Genomic DNA, 16,825 nt, shown 5'->3' with positions numbered 1-16,825 from the left:
CGTTCTTTGCCAGGATGATCGTGAGACACATCCTGGCAAAGTAGGCGGGGAATCGAGTTGCTTGTGATCGACATCGAGATCGGACGCACCCGCACGGGCGGGCGCACGTTTCCGGTTGCGTTTCGGATCGCGTTCGTCGAAGAGTGGGATCTGTGTACCGACCACGGATCGAAGGTTCGACTGATGCGTGAGCACAACCTCACCAGAGCGACCGTGCGGAACTGGCTTCGGAGCCGAGACGAGGGAGAATACGAAGCACAGATGGCTCCGGCCGCAGAAAAGAGGTCACTACGCCGCATGGAGAACTTCGACCGCGCCGAATTCAACAGACTCCGTAAAGAGAACCGCGAACTCAAACACAAACTCGCCCAGAGCGAGGCGGTGCAAGAGATCCTGGGAAAAGCGTACGAGCTCTTGGAAGGAATCACCACGAGCTCACCGAACGAGGACCCGACCGAGATTCCGGTAACACTGCTGAGCGCGAACGAATACGCACGGTGGCTCGAGCGCAACAAACTGTCCTGATCGCCCTCGTCGGCGCGCTCGTGGGAGCTGACGTCGGTGTCCGTGACGGATGCGAATTGGTCGGTATCGCACGCGCCACCTATTACCGAATAACACGCAACTACTCCCACTACCGCCCTGTCGTCGATCCGACACCGCACAAGGATCGACACCAACCAGCAGCACTGACCGCATCCGAACGGACTGCGATCGTGTCAGTCCTCGAAGCTGACGACTACGCCGATCTGTCTGTCGTTCAAACATATTGGCGTGCATTCGATGCCGAGAAAATTGACTGCAGCGAGCGTACGTTCTACCGGATAGCCGCCCAACAGGGGTTGGTCGGTGATCGTCGACGCAGCAAGCTCGGCGGTCTCGTCCAACATCGCAGCAAGCCGATCGTGCACGCCGGCGACGTCGGTGAACTGTGGTCCTGGGATGTCACCGAACTGCGGGGGCCACGGACCCAGGATCGATACAGGTTGTATCTGGTCATAGATGTGTTCTCCCGCTATCCGGTGGGTTGGCGTGTCGAATACTCGGAAGACTCTGCCCTGGCGGTAGCGATGTTCGCCCGCGCTATCGAACGATTCGGGGCACCTAACGGAGTGCACGCAGACAATGGTGCAGTCATGCGTTCGGATGCTCTGGTGAGATCTCTCGTCGCCGAGAACGTCGTCCCGACGTATTCACGACCGAGGGTCAGCGATGACAATCCGTTTTCGGAGTCATTGTTCAAGACCATCAAATACGACCTCAACTGCCCACCGCACTTCGATGACATCGAGCACGCCCGCACATGGACAACAGAGTTTCTTCATCGCTACGCCACTGAACACCGCCACAGTGGACTCGGACGGCACACACCACATCAGGTGCACACCGGCATCGCTGCTGACACTCAGCAACGACGCCAGCGTGCACTCGACCGGGCTTACGCCAACCACCCCGAACGCTATCGCGCAGCACCCTGTGCCCCTGACCTTCCCGGACCCACCGGGATCAACACCAACCTGTCTCGGACAGGTTGACAACTTCCGGTTTGGACGAGAAAACCGATGTGAGGTTTGCAAAAAGGGTGCGCGCTCGCCAAACCGAAGCGAACCTTCAGAACACTGGGTAGGCACACTGGTCAGACGACTCAGCGCCTACCCGAACGATTTCGGACAGGCGCTGAGAGGAGCAGAACTTACGGAGCCGGCGTCGTGGTGGGGGCCACCGTCGTCGGGACGGGAGTGGTACTGGTGACCGCCCCCTCGACGGGCTGAGTTCCTTCCACTGCCTGTGTGCCGTCGGCGGGCAGCGCCGGAGCGACGGGTGGTGCGGGGTCGACGGGCTGAGCCGGAGCGCCCGGTAGTGCTGGGTCGACGGGCGGTGCGATGACCGCAGGTGCGATCGGAGCCTGCTCAGCCGGTGCCACGGGGGGTGCCGTGACGACCGAGGTCGTCGTCGGGGCAGCCGAGGTGGTGGCTGTCGCTGTGGTCGGATCTGCCAAGACTGCGAGTCGAGCGTTTTCCTGCACAGCGGCGGTCTTGATCGGCTTGCCTGCCTCGGCGTCCTTGGCCAGCTGAGTCAGCCACGCTGCGGCGTACTGAGCCGAGGTGAGCGGCTTGCCCTTGGCTGGGTCCGCGTCGCGCCAGTAGTCGAAGTGGTGTCCCGATCCCGGTCCGAGTGTCAGTCCGTAAGGATCGTTCATCACTACCTGGACGGTGTTCGTGTTCGAGCCGATGAAGCCGATGATCTCCTTGGCGATCTTCGCCGGCAGGTAGGCGAGATTGACGGCCTCCGAGGCGGGAAGCGGTTCGCCGGCTCCGTCGACCTTTGCGACCGGCTTGGTCACGACGCCCGGCTTGTAGCCCGGCTCGGACACCTTGAGAAGCACATCGAGGAACGTCTCGTCGCTGGCCAGCCAGTTGTCCTGGGCAGCGATGTCACTGAATGCTGCGACGGCGATGCGGCCGAGGACCATGGCCATGTCTGCCCCGGTGGCGGGGGTAATCGCGCCGTCACGCTGAAGGGCGTCGACGTCGAGCTGGCGTCCCACGTTGGCGGCGAGGTGCAGCAGCGAGGTGTTTTCCGGCATCGCGCAGGTCAGGTCGCCCTCGGAGCAGAATGACGCTACCTTGCCCTCGAGCGCTCCGAAGCTGCCGGAGGTGCCTGGCAGTGCGCCTGCGCCCGCAGGACCGGAACCGTTCTGGTAGACCTTGTCGAATCCGTCGGGTCCTGTTCCGGACGCCGATCCGGGGAATGCTCCTTCGCCCGCCTTGCGTCCGGCGTCGGCGAGGATGACGACGCCGACGACCTTGGACGGGTCGACGATTCCGTAGTTGCCATTGCCGTCGGGAGTCTGATTGCCGATTTCCATGGCTGCGCGACGCGTGACGTCGGCGCCTTCGCTGTAGCCGACGATGGCGAAGCGTGTATCCGGGCAGGATGCGGCGATGGCGCGCATGACCTTCTGTGAGTTCTCTACTCCGGTGTTGACTGCTTCGTCGTAGGACGCCATGTTGGCTGGGTACTCGACGTAGACGGCTGCGTACGAGCCTTCCTTGACCTGGCCTTTGGGTGCGCCGACCATCTGGTCGATCCAGTCGCTTTCGAACTCGCCTGCCAGAGCGGCGGGGAGCGGTGTTCCGTCTGGTGTCGTCAGCATCTTGGTGACGCCGTTCTTCGGGCTGTCACCACGTCCGCCGACGGCGATGCTGACCATGTCGTAGCAGGTTGCCGTCGAGGCGAGTTCGACTTCTGCGTCAGAGGAGGTGAATCCACCGAAATCGGTCAGTGCGACGCCACCGACGGTCAATGCGCCCAGTGAGAGGAACGCGACTGCGCTCGTGGCGAGACGTCGGCGATGTGCGGGCCCGCGGGCGGAAAGGCGTAAAGGCATCAGATATCCCCATCAGTTGGTCGACTCGACCCCGAACCGATGTGAACCTGCAGGTGCTCGCGCAGGTTCACCATGAACTTCGACCCGCGCCGGTCTGCGTGGCGGGCTACCTGGATTTCGCACGGGGCTCCCATCGCGTTACAACCTGACCTTTTCATACCCCCAGGGGGTATGGTAGAACTTGATGATGAAGGAGATCGCCATGCTGGCCAAACTCGCGATGTTCGTGCTCGGAATTACAGTGGTGTTCTTCGCCGCCTACTTCGTCGGATCTTTGGTGGGACCGATCGGAGAACAGGTTCCTGCCAGCCATGAGCATGCAGAGGTGAACGAGTCGTGACTACCAACACCGAACTGATCCTCGGCGGCATGACCTGTGCGTCGTGCGCCAACCGCATCGAGCGCAAATTGAACAAACTCGACGGCGTAACAGCCACGGTCAACTACGCCACCGAGAAGGCGAAAGTCGTCAGTGACGGCGTCTTGACGGCCGATCTGATCAAAGCCGTCGAGCAGGCGGGGTACACCGCGACCCTGCCTCGCACCGACGACCCGACTGACGGGGACGCGACGGCGGAGACCGACGCGACAGATCCGTTGAAGCAGCGCCTGCTGATCTCCCTCGTATTGTCCGTTCCCGTCATCGCCATGGCGATGGTGCCTACGTTGCAGTTCGACAACTGGCAGTGGCTGTCACTGACCCTCGCGGCACCCGTCGTCGTCTGGGGCGCGTGGCCTTTCCATCTCGCAGCCGCTAAGAACTTGCGCCACGGCACGTCCACGATGGACACGCTCGTGTCGATGGGCACGCTCGCGGCGCTGGGATGGTCGTTATACGCGCTGTTCTTCGGAACCGCCGGGGTGACGGGAATGAAGCATCCGTTCGAGCTGACCATCGCCCGCATGGACGGCATGTCCAACATCTACCTCGAGGCCGCCGCCGGAGTGACCACGTTCATTCTTGCCGGCCGCTACTTCGAGGCGCGCGCCAAGCGGCGAGCCGGATCCGCGCTCCGCGCATTGCTGGACCTCGGTGCCAAAGACGTCACAGTTTTGAAGGACGGCGTCGAAAAGCAGGTTCCGGTCGCGGAACTGGCCGTCGGAGATCAGTTCGTCGTCAAGCCCGGGGAGAAGATCGCGACGGACGGGATCATCGAATCCGGTGCCTCCGCCGTCGACAAGTCGATGCTTACCGGTGAGTCCGTACCCGTCGAAGTCTCCGCTGGCGACGAGGTGGTCGGCGCGACCGTCAACGTCGGCGGCAGGCTCGTGGTGAAAGCCACGCGAGTCGGCGCGGATACGCAACTCGCGCAGATGGCCACCCTCGTAGAGGAAGCTCAGACCGGCAAGGCGCAGGTGCAGCGCCTGGCCGACCGCATTTCCGGGATTTTCGTTCCCATCGTCATCGCTATCGCCGTTGCGACCCTGGGCTTCTGGCTCGGAACCGGTGGTTCCGTCGCCGCGGCATTCACCGCGTCCGTTGCTGTTCTGATCATTGCCTGCCCGTGCGCGCTCGGACTCGCGACTCCGACGGCATTGATGGTCGGCACAGGTCGAGCTGCCCAGCTCGGCATCCTGATCAAGGGCCCGGAGATGCTCGAGTCGACGCGTCGGATCGACACCGTCGTCCTCGACAAGACCGGCACCGTCACCACCGGTGAGATGACGCTGCTCGCGGTCCATGGTGCCGACGGCGAAGACAGCGACGAGATCTTGATGGTGGCGGGTGCCATCGAGTCCGGCTCCGAACACCCCATCGCAGCGGCCATCACTGCAGCCGCCAGGCAAGAGACCTCACTGCCCGAGGTGATCGATTTTGCGAACATCGCAGGCCTGGGGGTCAGCGGAACTGTCGACGGCCGGACGGTGGTGTTGGGACGCGCCGCCCTGCTGGCCGAGAAGTCACTCCCGCTGCCCCCAGAACTCGAGCGCGCGCTGAACGACGCGGAGGCCGACGGCCGAACCGCCGTCGCGCTCGGTTGGGACGGGCGGGCACGGGGAATTCTCGTCGTCGCCGATGCGCTCAAGCCGACATCGAAGCAGGCCATCGACGAATTGCGTGCACTCGGTCTGACCCCGGTCATGCTGACCGGTGACAACGAGGCCGCAGCGCGGAAGATCGCCGCCGAGGTCGGCATCACCGAGGTATTTGCCGGTGTGCTCCCGCAGGGCAAGGTCGATGTCATTACGCGGTTGCAGGCCGAGGGTCGGATAGTGGCGATGGTCGGTGACGGCGTCAACGATGCGGCAGCATTGGCCACGGCGGATCTCGGACTGTCGATGGGGACAGGCACCGATGTGGCGATCGAGGCCAGCGACTTGACTCTCGTTCGCGGGGATCTTCGCGCCGTCGGTGACGCGATTCGGCTCTCCCGTAAGACGCTCGCGACCATCAAGGGCAATTTGTTCTGGGCGTTCGCGTACAATGTCGCCGCTATCCCACTTGCGGCGGCGGGCCTGCTCAATCCGATGCTCGCGGGCGCGGCGATGGCGTTCTCCTCGGTGTTCGTGGTGACCAACAGTCTGCGTTTGCGGCGCTTCCAGGCGGCGGGAGCGGAGCCTGCGGAGTGACCTGGTTAAAGCGTGAGCGGAGCTTGCGGAGTGACCTTGATAGGCCGGGAGCGGAGCCTGCGGAGTGACCATCTGCTCGGTGTAGTCCAAGATGGAGTCATGGCTGACTCCCAAGATGTTCCGATCCGCGACGAGTCCATCAGGCTCGGGCAGTTTCTCAAGTTGGCGAACCTCATCGAGTCGGGGGCGGAGGCGAAGACTTTCATCGCCGATGGGCAGGTCAGCGTCAATGGTGAGGTGGATCTGCGACGCGGTCGCCAACTTCATCCGGGCGATGTCGTCTCGATCGACGGTGGCCCGTCGGCTCGCGTCGCGAGTGAGTCGGCGCTGTGAAGGTTGGCGGGCGCGAATGGGGTGGCAAGCGGGTAACGGGTATGGGCTTGCCACGCGACGAGGTGCCTGGGGCTTTCGACGTCGGGGCACGGGCGTATGACCGGTTGGTCGGTGCGAACCCCGGCTATCACGACCATTTGGCGAAATCGGCGGAGCGGCTGCGCCTTCCTGGGCTCGGTGATGGGCTTCGTTTGCTCGATATCGGCTGTGGCACGGGTGCGTCGACGGCTGCATTGTTGAAGGTGGCTCCGCACGCGCAGATCGTTGCCGCCGATGCGTCGGCGGAGATGCTCGAGGTGGCGCGCTCGAAGACGTGGCCGTCGAACGTGACGTTCGTGCACAGCCGCGTCGAGGATCTCAATGTCAACGGGGTCGATGGCCCGTTCGACGGCATTCTCGCTGCGTACCTGATCAGGAACGTCGACGATCCGGACACGGAGTTGAAGTCTCTGATGTCGTTGCTCGAGCCCGGCGGGAGCATCGCTTTTCACGAGTATTCGGTCAAGGATTCCATTCGTGCACAGGTGCTGTGGACGTTCGTGTGTTGGGCGGTCATCATTCCGCTCGGCTACTTGGCGACGCGCAACACGACCTTGTATCAGCATCTCTGGCGCAGTGTGGTGACGTTCGACGGTGCTGGAGAGTTCGCCGGGCGTATGCAGCGTGCAGGTTTCACTTCCTTGGCTACCGAGACTATGACGGGCTGGCAGAACGGTGTCGTGCACACCTTTCTCGGGGCCCGCCCGATGGAGGCACTGTGACCGATAGTCGACGCGTCGAACATCCCGCCCCTGCTGGGTTCCCGGATGCCGGTTCGCTGACCCGTGTGCCGCGGGTCGTCGTTGTCGGTGGCGGGATCGCCGGCCTCAGTGCGGCAACGGCTTTGGCAGAGCGCGGTGTCGAGGTGACTGTGCTCGAACGTGAGAATTACCTGGGCGGTCGCGTCGGGGGGTGGGATACCACGCTCGACGACGGCACTCCGGTGACGATGAGTCGCGGTTTCCATGCGTTCTTCCGGCAGTACTACAACCTTCGGAACCTGATGGAGCGCAGCGATCCGGGTCTGCGACGGCTACGGCCTGTCGAGGACTATCCGCTGATCGACGGCGATGGCCGAATCGACGGCTTCAAGGGTTTGCCGCAGACGCCGCCGTTGAATGCGTTCGCGTTCGTCGCTCGGAGTCCTACTTTTCGAATGCGAGAGTTGTTCTCACTCAAGGGGGTAGCTGCTCTGCCGCTGATGAATGTCAGTGTTCCTGAGACGTTCGAGGAACTGGACATGACCCCGGCGGCGGAGTTTCTGCGCAACATCAACTTCCCTGAGGCTGCGCGACACTTGGCGTTCGGGGTTTTTTCGCGGAGTTTTTTCGCCGATCCCGAGGAAATGTCCGCTGCCGAACTGGCCATGATGTTCCACATTTACTTCCTCGGTTCGTCGGAGGGGTTGATCTTCGACGTGCCTCGCGGCCCGTATCCGCAGGCGCTGTGGAATCCGTTGGGAGAGTACTTACTAGGCTTGGGTGTCGATGTCAGGGTGGGCACCGCGTGTGAGGGTATTGACCGGGGCCGCGAACGCGCATACGACGTCGTCGGAGTGGGTGAGGTCGACGCCGTGGTGCTTGCCGCCGATATAGCGGGTTTGCAGAACGTGGTGGAGAGCTCACCGGAGCTCGGAACGTCGGAATGGCGTAAACGCATTGCGGCACTGGAGAATACGCCGCCGTTCCTGGTGCATCGTGTGTGGCTCGACAAGCCGGTGAATGCCGATCGCCCGGCTTTCATCGGAACCGGTGGTATGCCGCCGATCGACAACATCAGCGTGCTCGAGCGATTCGAGGACGAGGCGGCGGAGTGGGCGGCTCGCACCGGCGGATCGGTCGTCGAACTGCACGCGTATGCGGCCGTCGACTCCGAAGAGGAGACGCGCGCGCAGTTGATGACGCGGATGCACGAGATTTATCCTGAAACCGCTTCGGCCACAGTGGTATCCGAGCGCACCGAATGGCGCAATGATTGCCCGTTGTTCGGCCTCGGCCAGTTCGCAAATCGGCCCACGGTGCGCACCCCGGAACCTGGCGTCGTGCTCGCAGGGGACGGCATCAGGATCGATCTGCCGGTCGCACTGATGGAACGTGCCGCGACAACCGGGCTGCATGCGGCGAACACCCTGCTCTCGGGCTGGGGCATCGCCGGGCATCCGATCTATACGGTCCCGACGCGCGGACGCTTTCGAGTGTTCGACAAGCTGGCTCGGCTTACCAAGCGCTGACCGCGTCGATCCCCCCGCGCGTCGGGGGGATCGGCAGGTTGGTTTTTCACATGCCGCGTGAGCGCAATTCGTACCTTCGCTCGGCATAGTCGAGGTCGTCTTTCCACAGCCGCTCAGCAGTCCAACTCATGGCGGGACGAAGCAGCGGTGCGACCTTGCGGGCCATCTTGAATCCCGGACGCTCGGAGCTGGCGACGGTGACCTCGATGACGGCTGTGCGTGGCTTGCCGTCCGGCCCGGGGCCCAGTGGCGTCGCATGCGTCTCGACGACGCTTCCGATGCCCTCGCCTTCGAGGATGCGCATCACGATGGTGCGCGGACCTGGGCAGACGAATTCGACACGGACCGGTACGCCGATTCCGCGGCTGACGCGGAATGTCACGTCTACCAGGAACCGATCGTCCTTTTCGGGGACATCGACGTCGGTGGGCGCGTCGACCACCTTCAGTCGTGCGAACGAGTACGGATGGAACCAGGCCCCGTGCCACGGATCGAGGCGATTGGCGACGATATCGTCCGGTTCACAGATGCCGGTCACCGTCACCACAGCATCGACGGAGTTCGCGGCCGGCGGTCGGATCGGGACGATCGGTACTTCGGTCGGCTCTTCACCACCGAGTTCGTCCATCCGGACCCAGACGAGAATGCCGTCGTCGAACGCGGGTAACGGCTTCCACCCGGGACGCCCCTTGGGGCCGAGCGGCATGCCGTGCCACAGGCAGATGAGGGTGTCGCATTCGATCTTGGCCTTGTCCAGCGGCGCGCCCAGGTGTGGGCACACCCCGGGGGCGATGTGGATTCCTTGCTTCTCATCGCGCCAGGCGACCAGTTCGGTGCCACCGATGTGCCGTCCGAACGGCTTGTCCTTCGGAACGTCACGGCTCGCGGCGAAGACGAACCAGTTTCCCGACGGCCGCATCTTCGCGCGTTTGAGCGCGGACTCGATGACCTGCGGATTCGCACCCTTCCACGTCGGCTCCTGTTTGGCCCACGCTTCCGCAGGTAATGGCTGCAGGGGCAAGCTTTTCGGCCACCGGCCGCGTAGTGCATCGAGGGCTGCCATGGGTACCCGCTTTCCGTGCTGGTTTCGTGTATCGACTCTATTGTGCCCAATTTCGACGACATCACACTTGGCGTGAGAGTAATCTGACAGCACCCTGTCAATTATGGAGGCTTCGATGAAGACCATTGCTCTCTACGCACTCGACACCATGGCCGACTGGGAATACGGATACCTCGTGGCCGGCATCGCCATGGCGCGGCAACAAGGCAGCTCTCGGTACGAACTGAAGGTTGTCTCCGACGGCGGCGGTGCAGTCACCACCGCCGGTGGCATTCGTGTTCTTCCCGACGGCGACGTCGCCGATCTCGACGTCGAATCGCTCGCGGCACTCGTCCTCCCCGGCGGCGACACATGGGGTGAGGGGCATACCGCGGTCCTCGCGCTTGCTCGGACGGCGATCGAACGAGCAATACCCGTCGGTGCCATCTGCGGTGCCACGCTCGGGCTTGCGCGCACCGGAGCTCTGAACGCTCGCCCGCATACCAGCAATGCACTCGAATTCATTTCCGGTGCAACCGAATACACAGGTAGCGAGCACTATCGTGATCTGCGGGTGGTGTCCGATCACTCCTTGGTGACCGCGCCGGGGACAGCTGCACTGCAGTTCACGAAAGCGATGTTCGAGCTACTCGAACTCTTCCCGGAGCCGATCATCGAGGCCTGGTACGGGCTGTACTCCACCGGAGAGCGCAAGTTCTACGACCAGTTGGTCGCCGGATGACCCGTTCACCTGCCGGTGATGCGCTGACCTCCGCCGTACTGCCGACTTTCGAACTGAACGGTGAATTTCTCGCGGCGGCGCGGCAGATAACTGAACCGGCCGGCCTGACGCCCGCATGGTGGCAAGTCCTCGGCGCCACATTGGACGAGCCGTTGGCAGTCGCCGAGATCGCTCGACGCGTCGGCCTCGGTCTTGCGCGGCAGAGCGTCCAGCGCACGGCGGACATCCTGGTGGGAAAGGGGTGGGCGGAGTACCTCGAGAACCCCAAGCATCGAAGAGCCAAATTGCTTCGGCCCACATCGGCAGGTCGGACCACTCTGGCGGCGCTACGCGACGATCAACACGCGTGGGCCGACGCCGTCGGGCAGGAAGTGGGCGAAGAGGAGATACTTCGGATCCGGGTCGGAATGACGAAGATCATCGCGGCTTCGCGTCGCTATCGGGGCGAAATCGAGTAGTCCGGCGGCGACACGACGCCTTTACCCCCCGGGGGTATGACTGGTACCGTCGGTTGCATGCATTCAGTGATCCGCGGCAGTCTACGAGGCACGGCCTCGGCTACCGGGTTGTTGATTGCGTTCACGATCTTCGGGGTGCTGCTCATGCACTCGGTGACACCGATGTCGTCCATGTCATCGATGGGCAGCGGCAATTCTGCGATGGCGCCGGAGTATCGACTCGACGCTTCTGGGCCGGTTGCTTTCAGCGAGCACGACTGCCCGTCTGCACATCAGATGATGCATCCGTGCGCGGGCACGACGACGTCGTGGCCAGCTCTGACGGTGCCGACCACCAGCATCGGCTTCGACCTTTCACCACGAGCGGTGGACATCTTCGGCGGTCGCACTGCCTCCGCGCTGGAACGTGCGCCGCCGTGGGTTCTCTCGGAGTTGGACAAATCGGTGACCTTGCGAGTGTGACGGGGAGCCCGAAATGCACACGCATCTCGGCGGATCGCTTTTTTTCGTATCCGAACTCCGTAAAAGATCACTCTCGTAAGGACTTTCACATGCGTACTCCAGTATCAGCTGCACTCGCGGCTGCCTCGGCAGGCGTTATTTTCCTCGCCGGCTGCAGCGACAATTCTTCCAACACTCCGGTGAGCGGGCAGATGATGGACGGGCATTCGATGAACTCATCGCAGTCCGCATCGGATGCGTCGGCGCAGTTCAACAACGCCGACGTGATGTTCGCGCAGATGATGTACCCGCATCACGCACAAGCCGTCGAGATGTCCGCGATGGCGACCGGGCGGACCGAGAATCCAGACGTCCTGGCGTTGGCGTCGGCGATCGAAGCCGCGCAGCAGCCGGAGATGGACCAGATGACCGCGTGGCTCTCCGAGTGGGGCCAGCCCGCCCCTTCCGCGGACATGGGAGCGATGGGCGGTATGAATCACGGCTCCGGCAGCGGCATGATGACCGACCAGGAAATGGACTCGTTGATGGCGTCCTCGGGACCCGAGTTCGACCGCCAGTGGTTGACGATGATGATTGCCCACCACACCGGTGCTATCGACATGGCGAATGTCGAGATCGAGCAGGGTTCCAATCCTGAGGCTCTGGCGATGTCGCGCATGATCGTCACTTCGCAGCAAGAGGAGATCGACACGATGCGTCAGCTCCTCGGCTGACCTGTTCCACACCGAAGGCCGCACCCCTCGTCGGGGTGCGGCCTTCGGTCGTTTCACTGTCTGCCTGGAGCTCAGCTCTTCGGCACCGGTCGATGCTCTTCGGCCACATCATTCGAATGCTCCTCGCCTGCGATGCTGTCAGGGGTGAGATCGAGTCGGCGCAACAACTGCGCATTGGCGGCAACGATGACCGTCGACAACGACATCAAGATCGCCCCTACCGACATCGGCAGCACGAACCCGATCGGCGCCAATACTCCTGCCGCGAGCGGCACGGAAATGAGGTTGTATCCCGCTGCCCACCAAAGGTTTTGCTTCATCTTCCGATACGAGGCACGCGAAAGCTCGATCACCGAGAGCACCGATCGGGGGTCGTCGCTGGCCAGGATCACTCCCGCCGACGCGATGGCGACGTCGGTGCCCGCGCCGATAGCGATCCCGACGTCGGCCTGCGCAAGCGCCGGAGCGTCGTTGACGCCGTCACCGACCATCGCCACTGTGCGCCCTTCTCGTTGCAAGTCGGCGACGTGATGGGACTTGTCCTCAGGCTTGACTCCGGCGAAATAGCGGTCGATACCGAGTTCGGTGGCAACGGACTTCGCAACGGCATCAGCGTCACCGGTGATCATGACGACCTCGATGTTGCGGACGTGAAGCTCCTCGATCGCCGAGCGTGATTCCGATCGGATCTCGTCGGCGAGCTTCAATGCCCCGATGACCTCGCTTTCGGCGAGGACGTGCAGGATGATCGCACCGTCGTCACCCCAGCGGTCGGCGATGGCGAGTTCGCGGGCGTGCTCCTGTTCGAGCAGGCCCGGGCCACCGACGTGGATGCGAGTTCCGTAGATGTCGGCGGACACCCCGATCGCCGGGGACGACTGAAAGTCGGTAGCCGTCGGTATCGTCAGTCCGCGGTGACGTGCGGCTTCGACGATGGCACGGGCGAGAGGATGCTCGGAATCGGTTTCGGCGGCCGCGGCCGACGCCAGGACTTCGTCGGCGGTGTGGCCCCCGGTCACCTCGATCGCGATGACGGTGGGCTCACCTTTGGTCAGAGTTCCTGTTTTGTCGAAAACCACGGTGTTCACTGTTCGCATGGTTTCCAGCGCTAGCCGGTCCTTGATCAGGACACCGCTGCGGGCGGCTCGTTCGGTTGCGATGGATACCACCAGGGGGATCGCCAACCCAAGGGCGTGTGGACAGGCGATGACCAGGACGGTGATCGTGCGGATCACGGCGTCGTCGGGCAGCCCGAACAGTGTCCACACTCCCGCGGTGATGGCCGCGGCTCCCAGCGCGAACCAGAACAACCAGCCCGACGCGGTATCGGCAATGCGTTGGGCCCGCGAAGACGAGTTCTGCGCGTCGGCGACCAGACGTCCGATGCCGGCGAGAGCGGTGTCCTCGCCGATGGCGGTGACCTGGATGCGGACGCCGGAATCGGTGGCGACGGTCCCGGCGACGACGTGGTCACCGTCGCTGCGGCGGACAGTGCGCGATTCGCCGGTGACCATCGATTCGTCCATGCTCGCGGTCCCGGAGACGATGGTGCCATCGGCAGGCACCCGCCCACCTGGGCGGACGACGACGACGTCGCCGACCCGTAAGTCCTCCGGCGTCACCGAGACGACCTCGCCGTCCTCGACGCGTTCGGCGGTGTCGGGGAGAAGCGCTGCCAGTGAGTCCAATGCCGAGGTGGTCTGCGCAAGTGACCGCATCTCGATCCAATGCCCGAGCAGCATGATCACGATCAGCAGCGCCAGTTCCCACCAGAAGTCGAGCTGATTGTCGAGTACGCCGATGCTCGAACCCATCGATGCCACGAATGCGACTGTGATCGCCAGCGCAATGAGAAGCATCATTCCTGGTGTCCGCGAACGTATCTCGCTGACCGCACCGGTCAGGAACGGTGAACCACCCCAGAAGTACATGACTGTGCCCAGTACCGGTGAGATCCAGGCGATCCACGCTGTATCGGGTAGCGAATAGCCGACGATCATTGCGAACATGTTCGAGGCGAACACGACCGGAACAGCGAAGAACACCATGATGACGAACAGACGACGGAACTGGCCGGCGTGATCGCCGTGTCCGGCATGCCCCGGGTGTCCGGACATGTCGTGCCCTGCCATGTCATCTTGGCCGGAATGCGCGGAATCCGGCCGAGGTGGATGTGCAGTGTCGGGGTTCATGTGATTGCTCATCGTGCATGTACTCCCACTGATCGAGTTCGTGGTGGATACCCCTAGGGGGTATGGGGCCAGTACGAACTGTACGCCTCGTCGCCCTTCTCGGGAAGGGGTTCTTCGATTGGGTCAAGCAACGCCGACGAACCGCAGGGCGGCAGTCGTTGCCGATGCCGCTACGACGATGGCAACGAACGGTGCTTTGCGCCAGGCCAGCACGGCGGCAACGACAACTCCTGCGGGAAGTGCGAACCCTGCGAATTCGTTCGCGACGACCAGCGCTTGGGTTGCGACGAGCGCGACGAAGAGAACGGCTACGGCCGTCGAGCTCAGTATCTCGATCCGCGGGGACAATGTGACGCGACTGCGGAGCAGCGGACCGACGATGCGGAGCAGCATGGTGCCGACGGTGAGCGCGAGCATCGGAGCGACGAGATTCACGTGTTCACCTTCGACAGAAGTGGGGCGATCGCAACTCCGGAAAGTGCGAGGAGGACCGGGATTCCCGGCGGAAGTACGGTGGCGGCGGCGATGACCGCGCCGATCACTGCGGCGCGCTACCGAGCGCCGCGCCGCCGAGTACGCCGATGTTCCAACTCACGAACAGCCCGATCCCGACGAGGCCGTCGGCAAGGCAGACGAGGGCGGTGTCTCGCAACGCGGGTGTTCGTCATATCGAATGCACGTCCGCAATAGTGGACGATGTTAGGGTGTTCGTCAAACCGAACGATACAACCGATGGAGTGAACGAAGATGGCCGAGTCGGGTGCGCCCATAGCAGCGATCGCCGCAGCGCTGCAACGTGAACGCAAACGGGTCGGCCTGTCTTCCGCCGAAGTCGCACGCCGAGCCGGAATAGCCAAATCGACTCTCTCGCAACTCGAATCGGGAACAGGCAACCCGAGCGTGGAGACCTTATGGGCGCTCAGCGTCACCCTCGATGTACCCTTCGCGCAGCTGGTCGAGCCTGCCCGACCGCGAGTGCACCTGATCAGGGCGGGCGAATGGCCGAGCATCGGATCCGAACACGCCGACTACGTAGCGACGCTGCTCGCCTCGTGCCCACCACACGCGCGTCGGGACATCTACATCATCAACGCCCAGGTCGGTGACGCCCGGCAGGCAGATCCCCACTCACCAGGCGTCGTCGAACACGTCGTCATGTCGGTGGGTCGCGCGCTGGTCGGACCTACCGAAGCCCCTGTCGAGCTACATCCCGGTGACTACATTTCCTACCCGGGGGATCAGCTGCACACCTTCGAAGCATTGGAGCCGAACACCGTGGCGGTACTGGTGTCCGAGCACCTCTAGCGCAGTGCCCGAGGAGGATCCGTTTGGAACTCTCGCTCGATACGCAGAACTCCAAGGGCGGAACATCGCGCAGAAGTCGGACCATTTTTGGCGCAGTGGGAGACAGCAGCGGCGCGTGGGTGTCGGTTTCAGAAGACAACGCACTTGTTCAGAAGTGTGGTGCACATGGATGCCTGGAGAGCCGGCGCAGGTGCAACCGCGGACCACTTCTCTGGTACGGCCGGGGTTCTACGGTTGTGTGAATGCCCTCGACGACTGTCACGCCACGGGAGGGGCAACACCGCGGTGGCGACGATGAAGACCAGCCTGTGAGACGAGTTTCCGCGCGTGCGGGCCGCGGCGAGAGCGTGTACGCCGAGCTCCACCACCCGGCCGACCATCCTTAATGGCAATCGTTATCATTAGCAAATGACCAAACCCATAGTACGTCGTGTGGATTCGTCCCACCTGGCCAGTCTGCGTCCGCGATACCCGGGATCTCAAATTGGATCGGGTCAAGTGCAGCCCGGAGATTGGGTGGGAACGTACACCCGAGAAGCTCGGTCGATGACAGCATCTCCGGCGTCTTGGCGAGTTGAGGCAGCCTGCAGCGCGATCGACGCCGACGTCTTTTTCGCAGTGCACAACGAGGGGGCCGAAGAACGACGAGTGCGGGAAAGTGAAGCCAAATCGATCTGTGCCACTTGCGCAGTCATCGGTTTCTGTCACCGGTACGCTCTGGAAACTAGTCAGAGTCACGGCGTATGGGGTGGACTGAGTCCGAGAGAGCGAAAAACCGCGGCAGGTGACCGATCCGAATCAGTCAGGCTTGGGCGGGCGTAGGCGGACCAAGAAGTTTCGGAGTCTCGTCGAGGTAACTCACCCGTTTCAGATCTGCGAACGCTGACACTGGAACACCTCAGTGGCAATGCCCGATGGGCACGACCGAGGATGCATTGGTGCCTCGCTACGAGACAACGACTCAACTTGCACAGTCCCTCGATCTCACGATCGACGAAATGGACTGGTTCGCTGATCTTCAGGGAAGATCGACGAGAGCGCCGTTTCCGATGCACCCATGTACCGCAGGGTGCGCCGACATCACCGGCACTGAGCGGGTGAAGTGGGGACGAGTTGCCGGGACTTCGCATCGAACTCGACGGGCGTCGCTCCCTCTTCCGGATCGGCCACACCCGACTGCTCCTGTTCGAGCATCACCATGTCCAAGCGTCGGTTGTCGAAGACCACGAATGTGGCAGGCAGATCGTAGGTAACGGCCGTACGGAGAAGTCAGTTCCGACATCGCTTGGATCTGCGGCCGACTCGCTATGTGACGGTGCAGAGTGGAGCGCGCCCGCGGGCGCATCC

General features: G+C 63.1%; 17 protein-coding genes and 1 pseudogene. 13 read left to right on the top strand and 5 right to left on the bottom strand.

Annotated features, from left to right (window positions below; genetic code table 11):
• Positions 1 to 63 precede the first annotated feature (63 nt).
• Both BJI47_RS03640 and BJI47_RS03635 read left to right on the top strand, forming a co-directional pair.
• Complete coding sequence (locus BJI47_RS03640; protein ID WP_176224659.1) at positions 64 to 525, top strand: hypothetical protein; 462 nt, start codon at positions 64 to 66, stop codon at positions 523 to 525.
• A complete protein-coding gene (locus tag BJI47_RS03635) occupies positions 498 to 1,535 on the top strand; it encodes a DDE-type integrase/transposase/recombinase (protein ID WP_217808503.1) in 1,038 nt (345 codons plus the stop codon). Before BJI47_RS03640 ends, BJI47_RS03635 begins: the two co-directional genes overlap by 28 nt.
• Before the next feature lie 158 nt (positions 1,536 to 1,693).
• Here BJI47_RS03635 and BJI47_RS03630 read toward each other — a convergent pair whose 3' ends face one another.
• A complete protein-coding gene (locus BJI47_RS03630) occupies positions 1,694 to 3,391 on the bottom strand; it encodes a cutinase family protein (protein ID WP_088942442.1) in 1,698 nt (565 codons plus the stop codon).
• 184 nt (positions 3,392 to 3,575) lie between these two features.
• Between BJI47_RS03630 and BJI47_RS24005 the strand changes: the two genes are divergently transcribed.
• The 5 genes from BJI47_RS24005 to BJI47_RS03610 all read left to right on the top strand — a co-directional run bounded on the left by BJI47_RS24005 (position 3,576) and on the right by BJI47_RS03610 (position 8,564).
• Positions 3,576 to 3,731 (top strand): hypothetical protein, encoded by a 156-nt coding sequence (locus BJI47_RS24005; RefSeq protein ID WP_176224658.1) that lies wholly within the window; start codon positions 3,576 to 3,578, stop codon positions 3,729 to 3,731.
• A gap of 29 nt (positions 3,732 to 3,760) precedes the next feature.
• A complete protein-coding gene (locus BJI47_RS03625; RefSeq protein WP_088942455.1) occupies positions 3,761 to 5,962 on the top strand; it encodes a cation-translocating P-type ATPase in 2,202 nt (733 codons plus the stop codon).
• Between the two features lie 99 nt (positions 5,963 to 6,061).
• Positions 6,062 to 6,295 carry an RNA-binding S4 domain-containing protein gene (locus tag BJI47_RS03620; protein WP_088942441.1) on the top strand — a complete coding sequence of 78 codons (234 nt, stop codon included), beginning with the start codon at positions 6,062 to 6,064 and terminating at the stop codon, positions 6,293 to 6,295.
• Between the two features lie 41 nt (positions 6,296 to 6,336).
• Positions 6,337 to 7,056, top strand: coding sequence for a class I SAM-dependent methyltransferase (locus BJI47_RS03615; RefSeq protein WP_088942454.1), 720 nt, complete (start codon positions 6,337 to 6,339; stop codon positions 7,054 to 7,056).
• Positions 7,053 to 8,564, top strand: coding sequence for an NAD(P)/FAD-dependent oxidoreductase (locus BJI47_RS03610; protein WP_088942440.1), 1,512 nt, complete (start codon positions 7,053 to 7,055; stop codon positions 8,562 to 8,564). Before BJI47_RS03615 ends, BJI47_RS03610 begins: the two co-directional genes overlap by 4 nt.
• 46 nt (positions 8,565 to 8,610) lie before the next feature.
• Here BJI47_RS03610 and BJI47_RS03605 read toward each other — a convergent pair whose 3' ends face one another.
• A complete protein-coding gene (locus tag BJI47_RS03605; RefSeq protein ID WP_088942439.1) occupies positions 8,611 to 9,627 on the bottom strand; it encodes a DUF5914 domain-containing protein in 1,017 nt (338 codons plus the stop codon).
• Between the two features lie 115 nt (positions 9,628 to 9,742).
• Between BJI47_RS03605 and BJI47_RS03600 the strand changes: the two genes are divergently transcribed.
• From BJI47_RS03600 to BJI47_RS03585, 4 genes are all read left to right on the top strand, one after another.
• Positions 9,743 to 10,348 (top strand): DJ-1/PfpI family protein, encoded by a 606-nt coding sequence (locus tag BJI47_RS03600; protein ID WP_088942453.1) that lies wholly within the window; start codon positions 9,743 to 9,745, stop codon positions 10,346 to 10,348.
• Entirely contained in the window at positions 10,345 to 10,806 is a 462-nt protein-coding gene (locus BJI47_RS03595) for a MarR family winged helix-turn-helix transcriptional regulator (RefSeq protein ID WP_088942438.1), read from the top strand. The genes BJI47_RS03600 and BJI47_RS03595 overlap by 4 nt, the downstream gene beginning before the upstream one ends.
• Positions 10,807 to 10,863: 57 nt before the next feature.
• Positions 10,864 to 11,268, top strand: a complete 405-nt coding sequence (locus BJI47_RS03590; protein WP_088942452.1) for a DUF6153 family protein — start codon at positions 10,864 to 10,866, stop codon at positions 11,266 to 11,268.
• A gap of 89 nt (positions 11,269 to 11,357) precedes the next feature.
• Positions 11,358 to 11,981 carry a DUF305 domain-containing protein gene (locus BJI47_RS03585; protein ID WP_088942437.1) on the top strand — a complete coding sequence of 208 codons (624 nt, stop codon included), beginning with the start codon at positions 11,358 to 11,360 and terminating at the stop codon, positions 11,979 to 11,981.
• Positions 11,982 to 12,052: 71 nt separating this feature from the next.
• On the opposite strand, the gene BJI47_RS03580 is transcribed toward BJI47_RS03585, so the two are convergent.
• Both BJI47_RS03580 and BJI47_RS03575 read right to left on the bottom strand, forming a co-directional pair.
• A complete protein-coding gene (locus BJI47_RS03580; protein WP_088942436.1) occupies positions 12,053 to 14,185 on the bottom strand; it encodes a heavy metal translocating P-type ATPase in 2,133 nt (710 codons plus the stop codon).
• 111 nt (positions 14,186 to 14,296) lie between these two features.
• Positions 14,297 to 14,608, bottom strand: coding sequence for an AzlD domain-containing protein (locus BJI47_RS03575; RefSeq protein WP_217808504.1), 312 nt, complete (start codon positions 14,606 to 14,608; stop codon positions 14,297 to 14,299).
• 312 nt (positions 14,609 to 14,920) lie between these two features.
• Here BJI47_RS03575 and BJI47_RS03570 point away from each other — a divergent pair, with 312 nt between their 5' ends.
• Positions 14,921 to 15,478, top strand: a complete 558-nt coding sequence (locus BJI47_RS03570; RefSeq protein WP_088942435.1) for a helix-turn-helix domain-containing protein — start codon at positions 14,921 to 14,923, stop codon at positions 15,476 to 15,478.
• Positions 15,479 to 15,886: 408 nt separating this feature from the next.
• Complete coding sequence (locus BJI47_RS24955; RefSeq protein WP_368655870.1) at positions 15,887 to 16,300, top strand: WhiB family transcriptional regulator; 414 nt, start codon at positions 15,887 to 15,889, stop codon at positions 16,298 to 16,300.
• 258 nt (positions 16,301 to 16,558) lie between these two features.
• Here the strand turns inward: BJI47_RS24955 and BJI47_RS24950 are convergent.
• Positions 16,559 to 16,732, bottom strand: a pseudogene (locus tag BJI47_RS24950) (hypothetical protein); the annotation flags it as partial.
• Positions 16,733 to 16,825: the final 93 nt, after the last annotated feature.

The organism is Rhodococcus sp. 1168, from assembly GCF_002091955.1.
Lineage (GTDB): Bacteria > Actinomycetota > Actinomycetes > Mycobacteriales > Mycobacteriaceae > Rhodococcoides.
This window is presented reverse-complemented; position numbering and strand designations above follow the sequence as displayed.

Bases quoted from the DNA above. Each gene is read 5' to 3' on its own strand.
- BJI47_RS03630 (WP_088942442.1), bottom strand. From the start codon at position 3,391: ATGCCTTTACGCCTTTCCGCCCGCGGGCCCGCACATCGCCGACGTCTC.
- BJI47_RS24005 (WP_176224658.1), top strand. From the start codon at position 3,576: ATGATGAAGGAGATCGCCATGCTGGCCAAACTCGCGATGTTCGTGCTC.
- BJI47_RS03625 (WP_088942455.1), top strand. From the start codon at position 3,761: ATGACCTGTGCGTCGTGCGCCAACCGCATCGAGCGCAAATTGAACAAA.
- BJI47_RS03620 (WP_088942441.1), top strand. From the start codon at position 6,062: ATGGCTGACTCCCAAGATGTTCCGATCCGCGACGAGTCCATCAGGCTC.
- BJI47_RS03615 (WP_088942454.1), top strand. From the start codon at position 6,337: ATGGGCTTGCCACGCGACGAGGTGCCTGGGGCTTTCGACGTCGGGGCA.
- BJI47_RS03605 (WP_088942439.1), bottom strand. From the start codon at position 9,627: ATGGCAGCCCTCGATGCACTACGCGGCCGGTGGCCGAAAAGCTTGCCC.
- BJI47_RS03600 (WP_088942453.1), top strand. From the start codon at position 9,743: ATGAAGACCATTGCTCTCTACGCACTCGACACCATGGCCGACTGGGAA.
- BJI47_RS03595 (WP_088942438.1), top strand. From the start codon at position 10,345: ATGACCCGTTCACCTGCCGGTGATGCGCTGACCTCCGCCGTACTGCCG.
- BJI47_RS03590 (WP_088942452.1), top strand. From the start codon at position 10,864: ATGCATTCAGTGATCCGCGGCAGTCTACGAGGCACGGCCTCGGCTACC.
- BJI47_RS03585 (WP_088942437.1), top strand. From the start codon at position 11,358: ATGCGTACTCCAGTATCAGCTGCACTCGCGGCTGCCTCGGCAGGCGTT.
- BJI47_RS03580 (WP_088942436.1), bottom strand. From the start codon at position 14,185: ATGAGCAATCACATGAACCCCGACACTGCACATCCACCTCGGCCGGAT.
- BJI47_RS03570 (WP_088942435.1), top strand. From the start codon at position 14,921: ATGGCCGAGTCGGGTGCGCCCATAGCAGCGATCGCCGCAGCGCTGCAA.
- BJI47_RS24955 (WP_368655870.1), top strand. From the start codon at position 15,887: ATGACCAAACCCATAGTACGTCGTGTGGATTCGTCCCACCTGGCCAGT.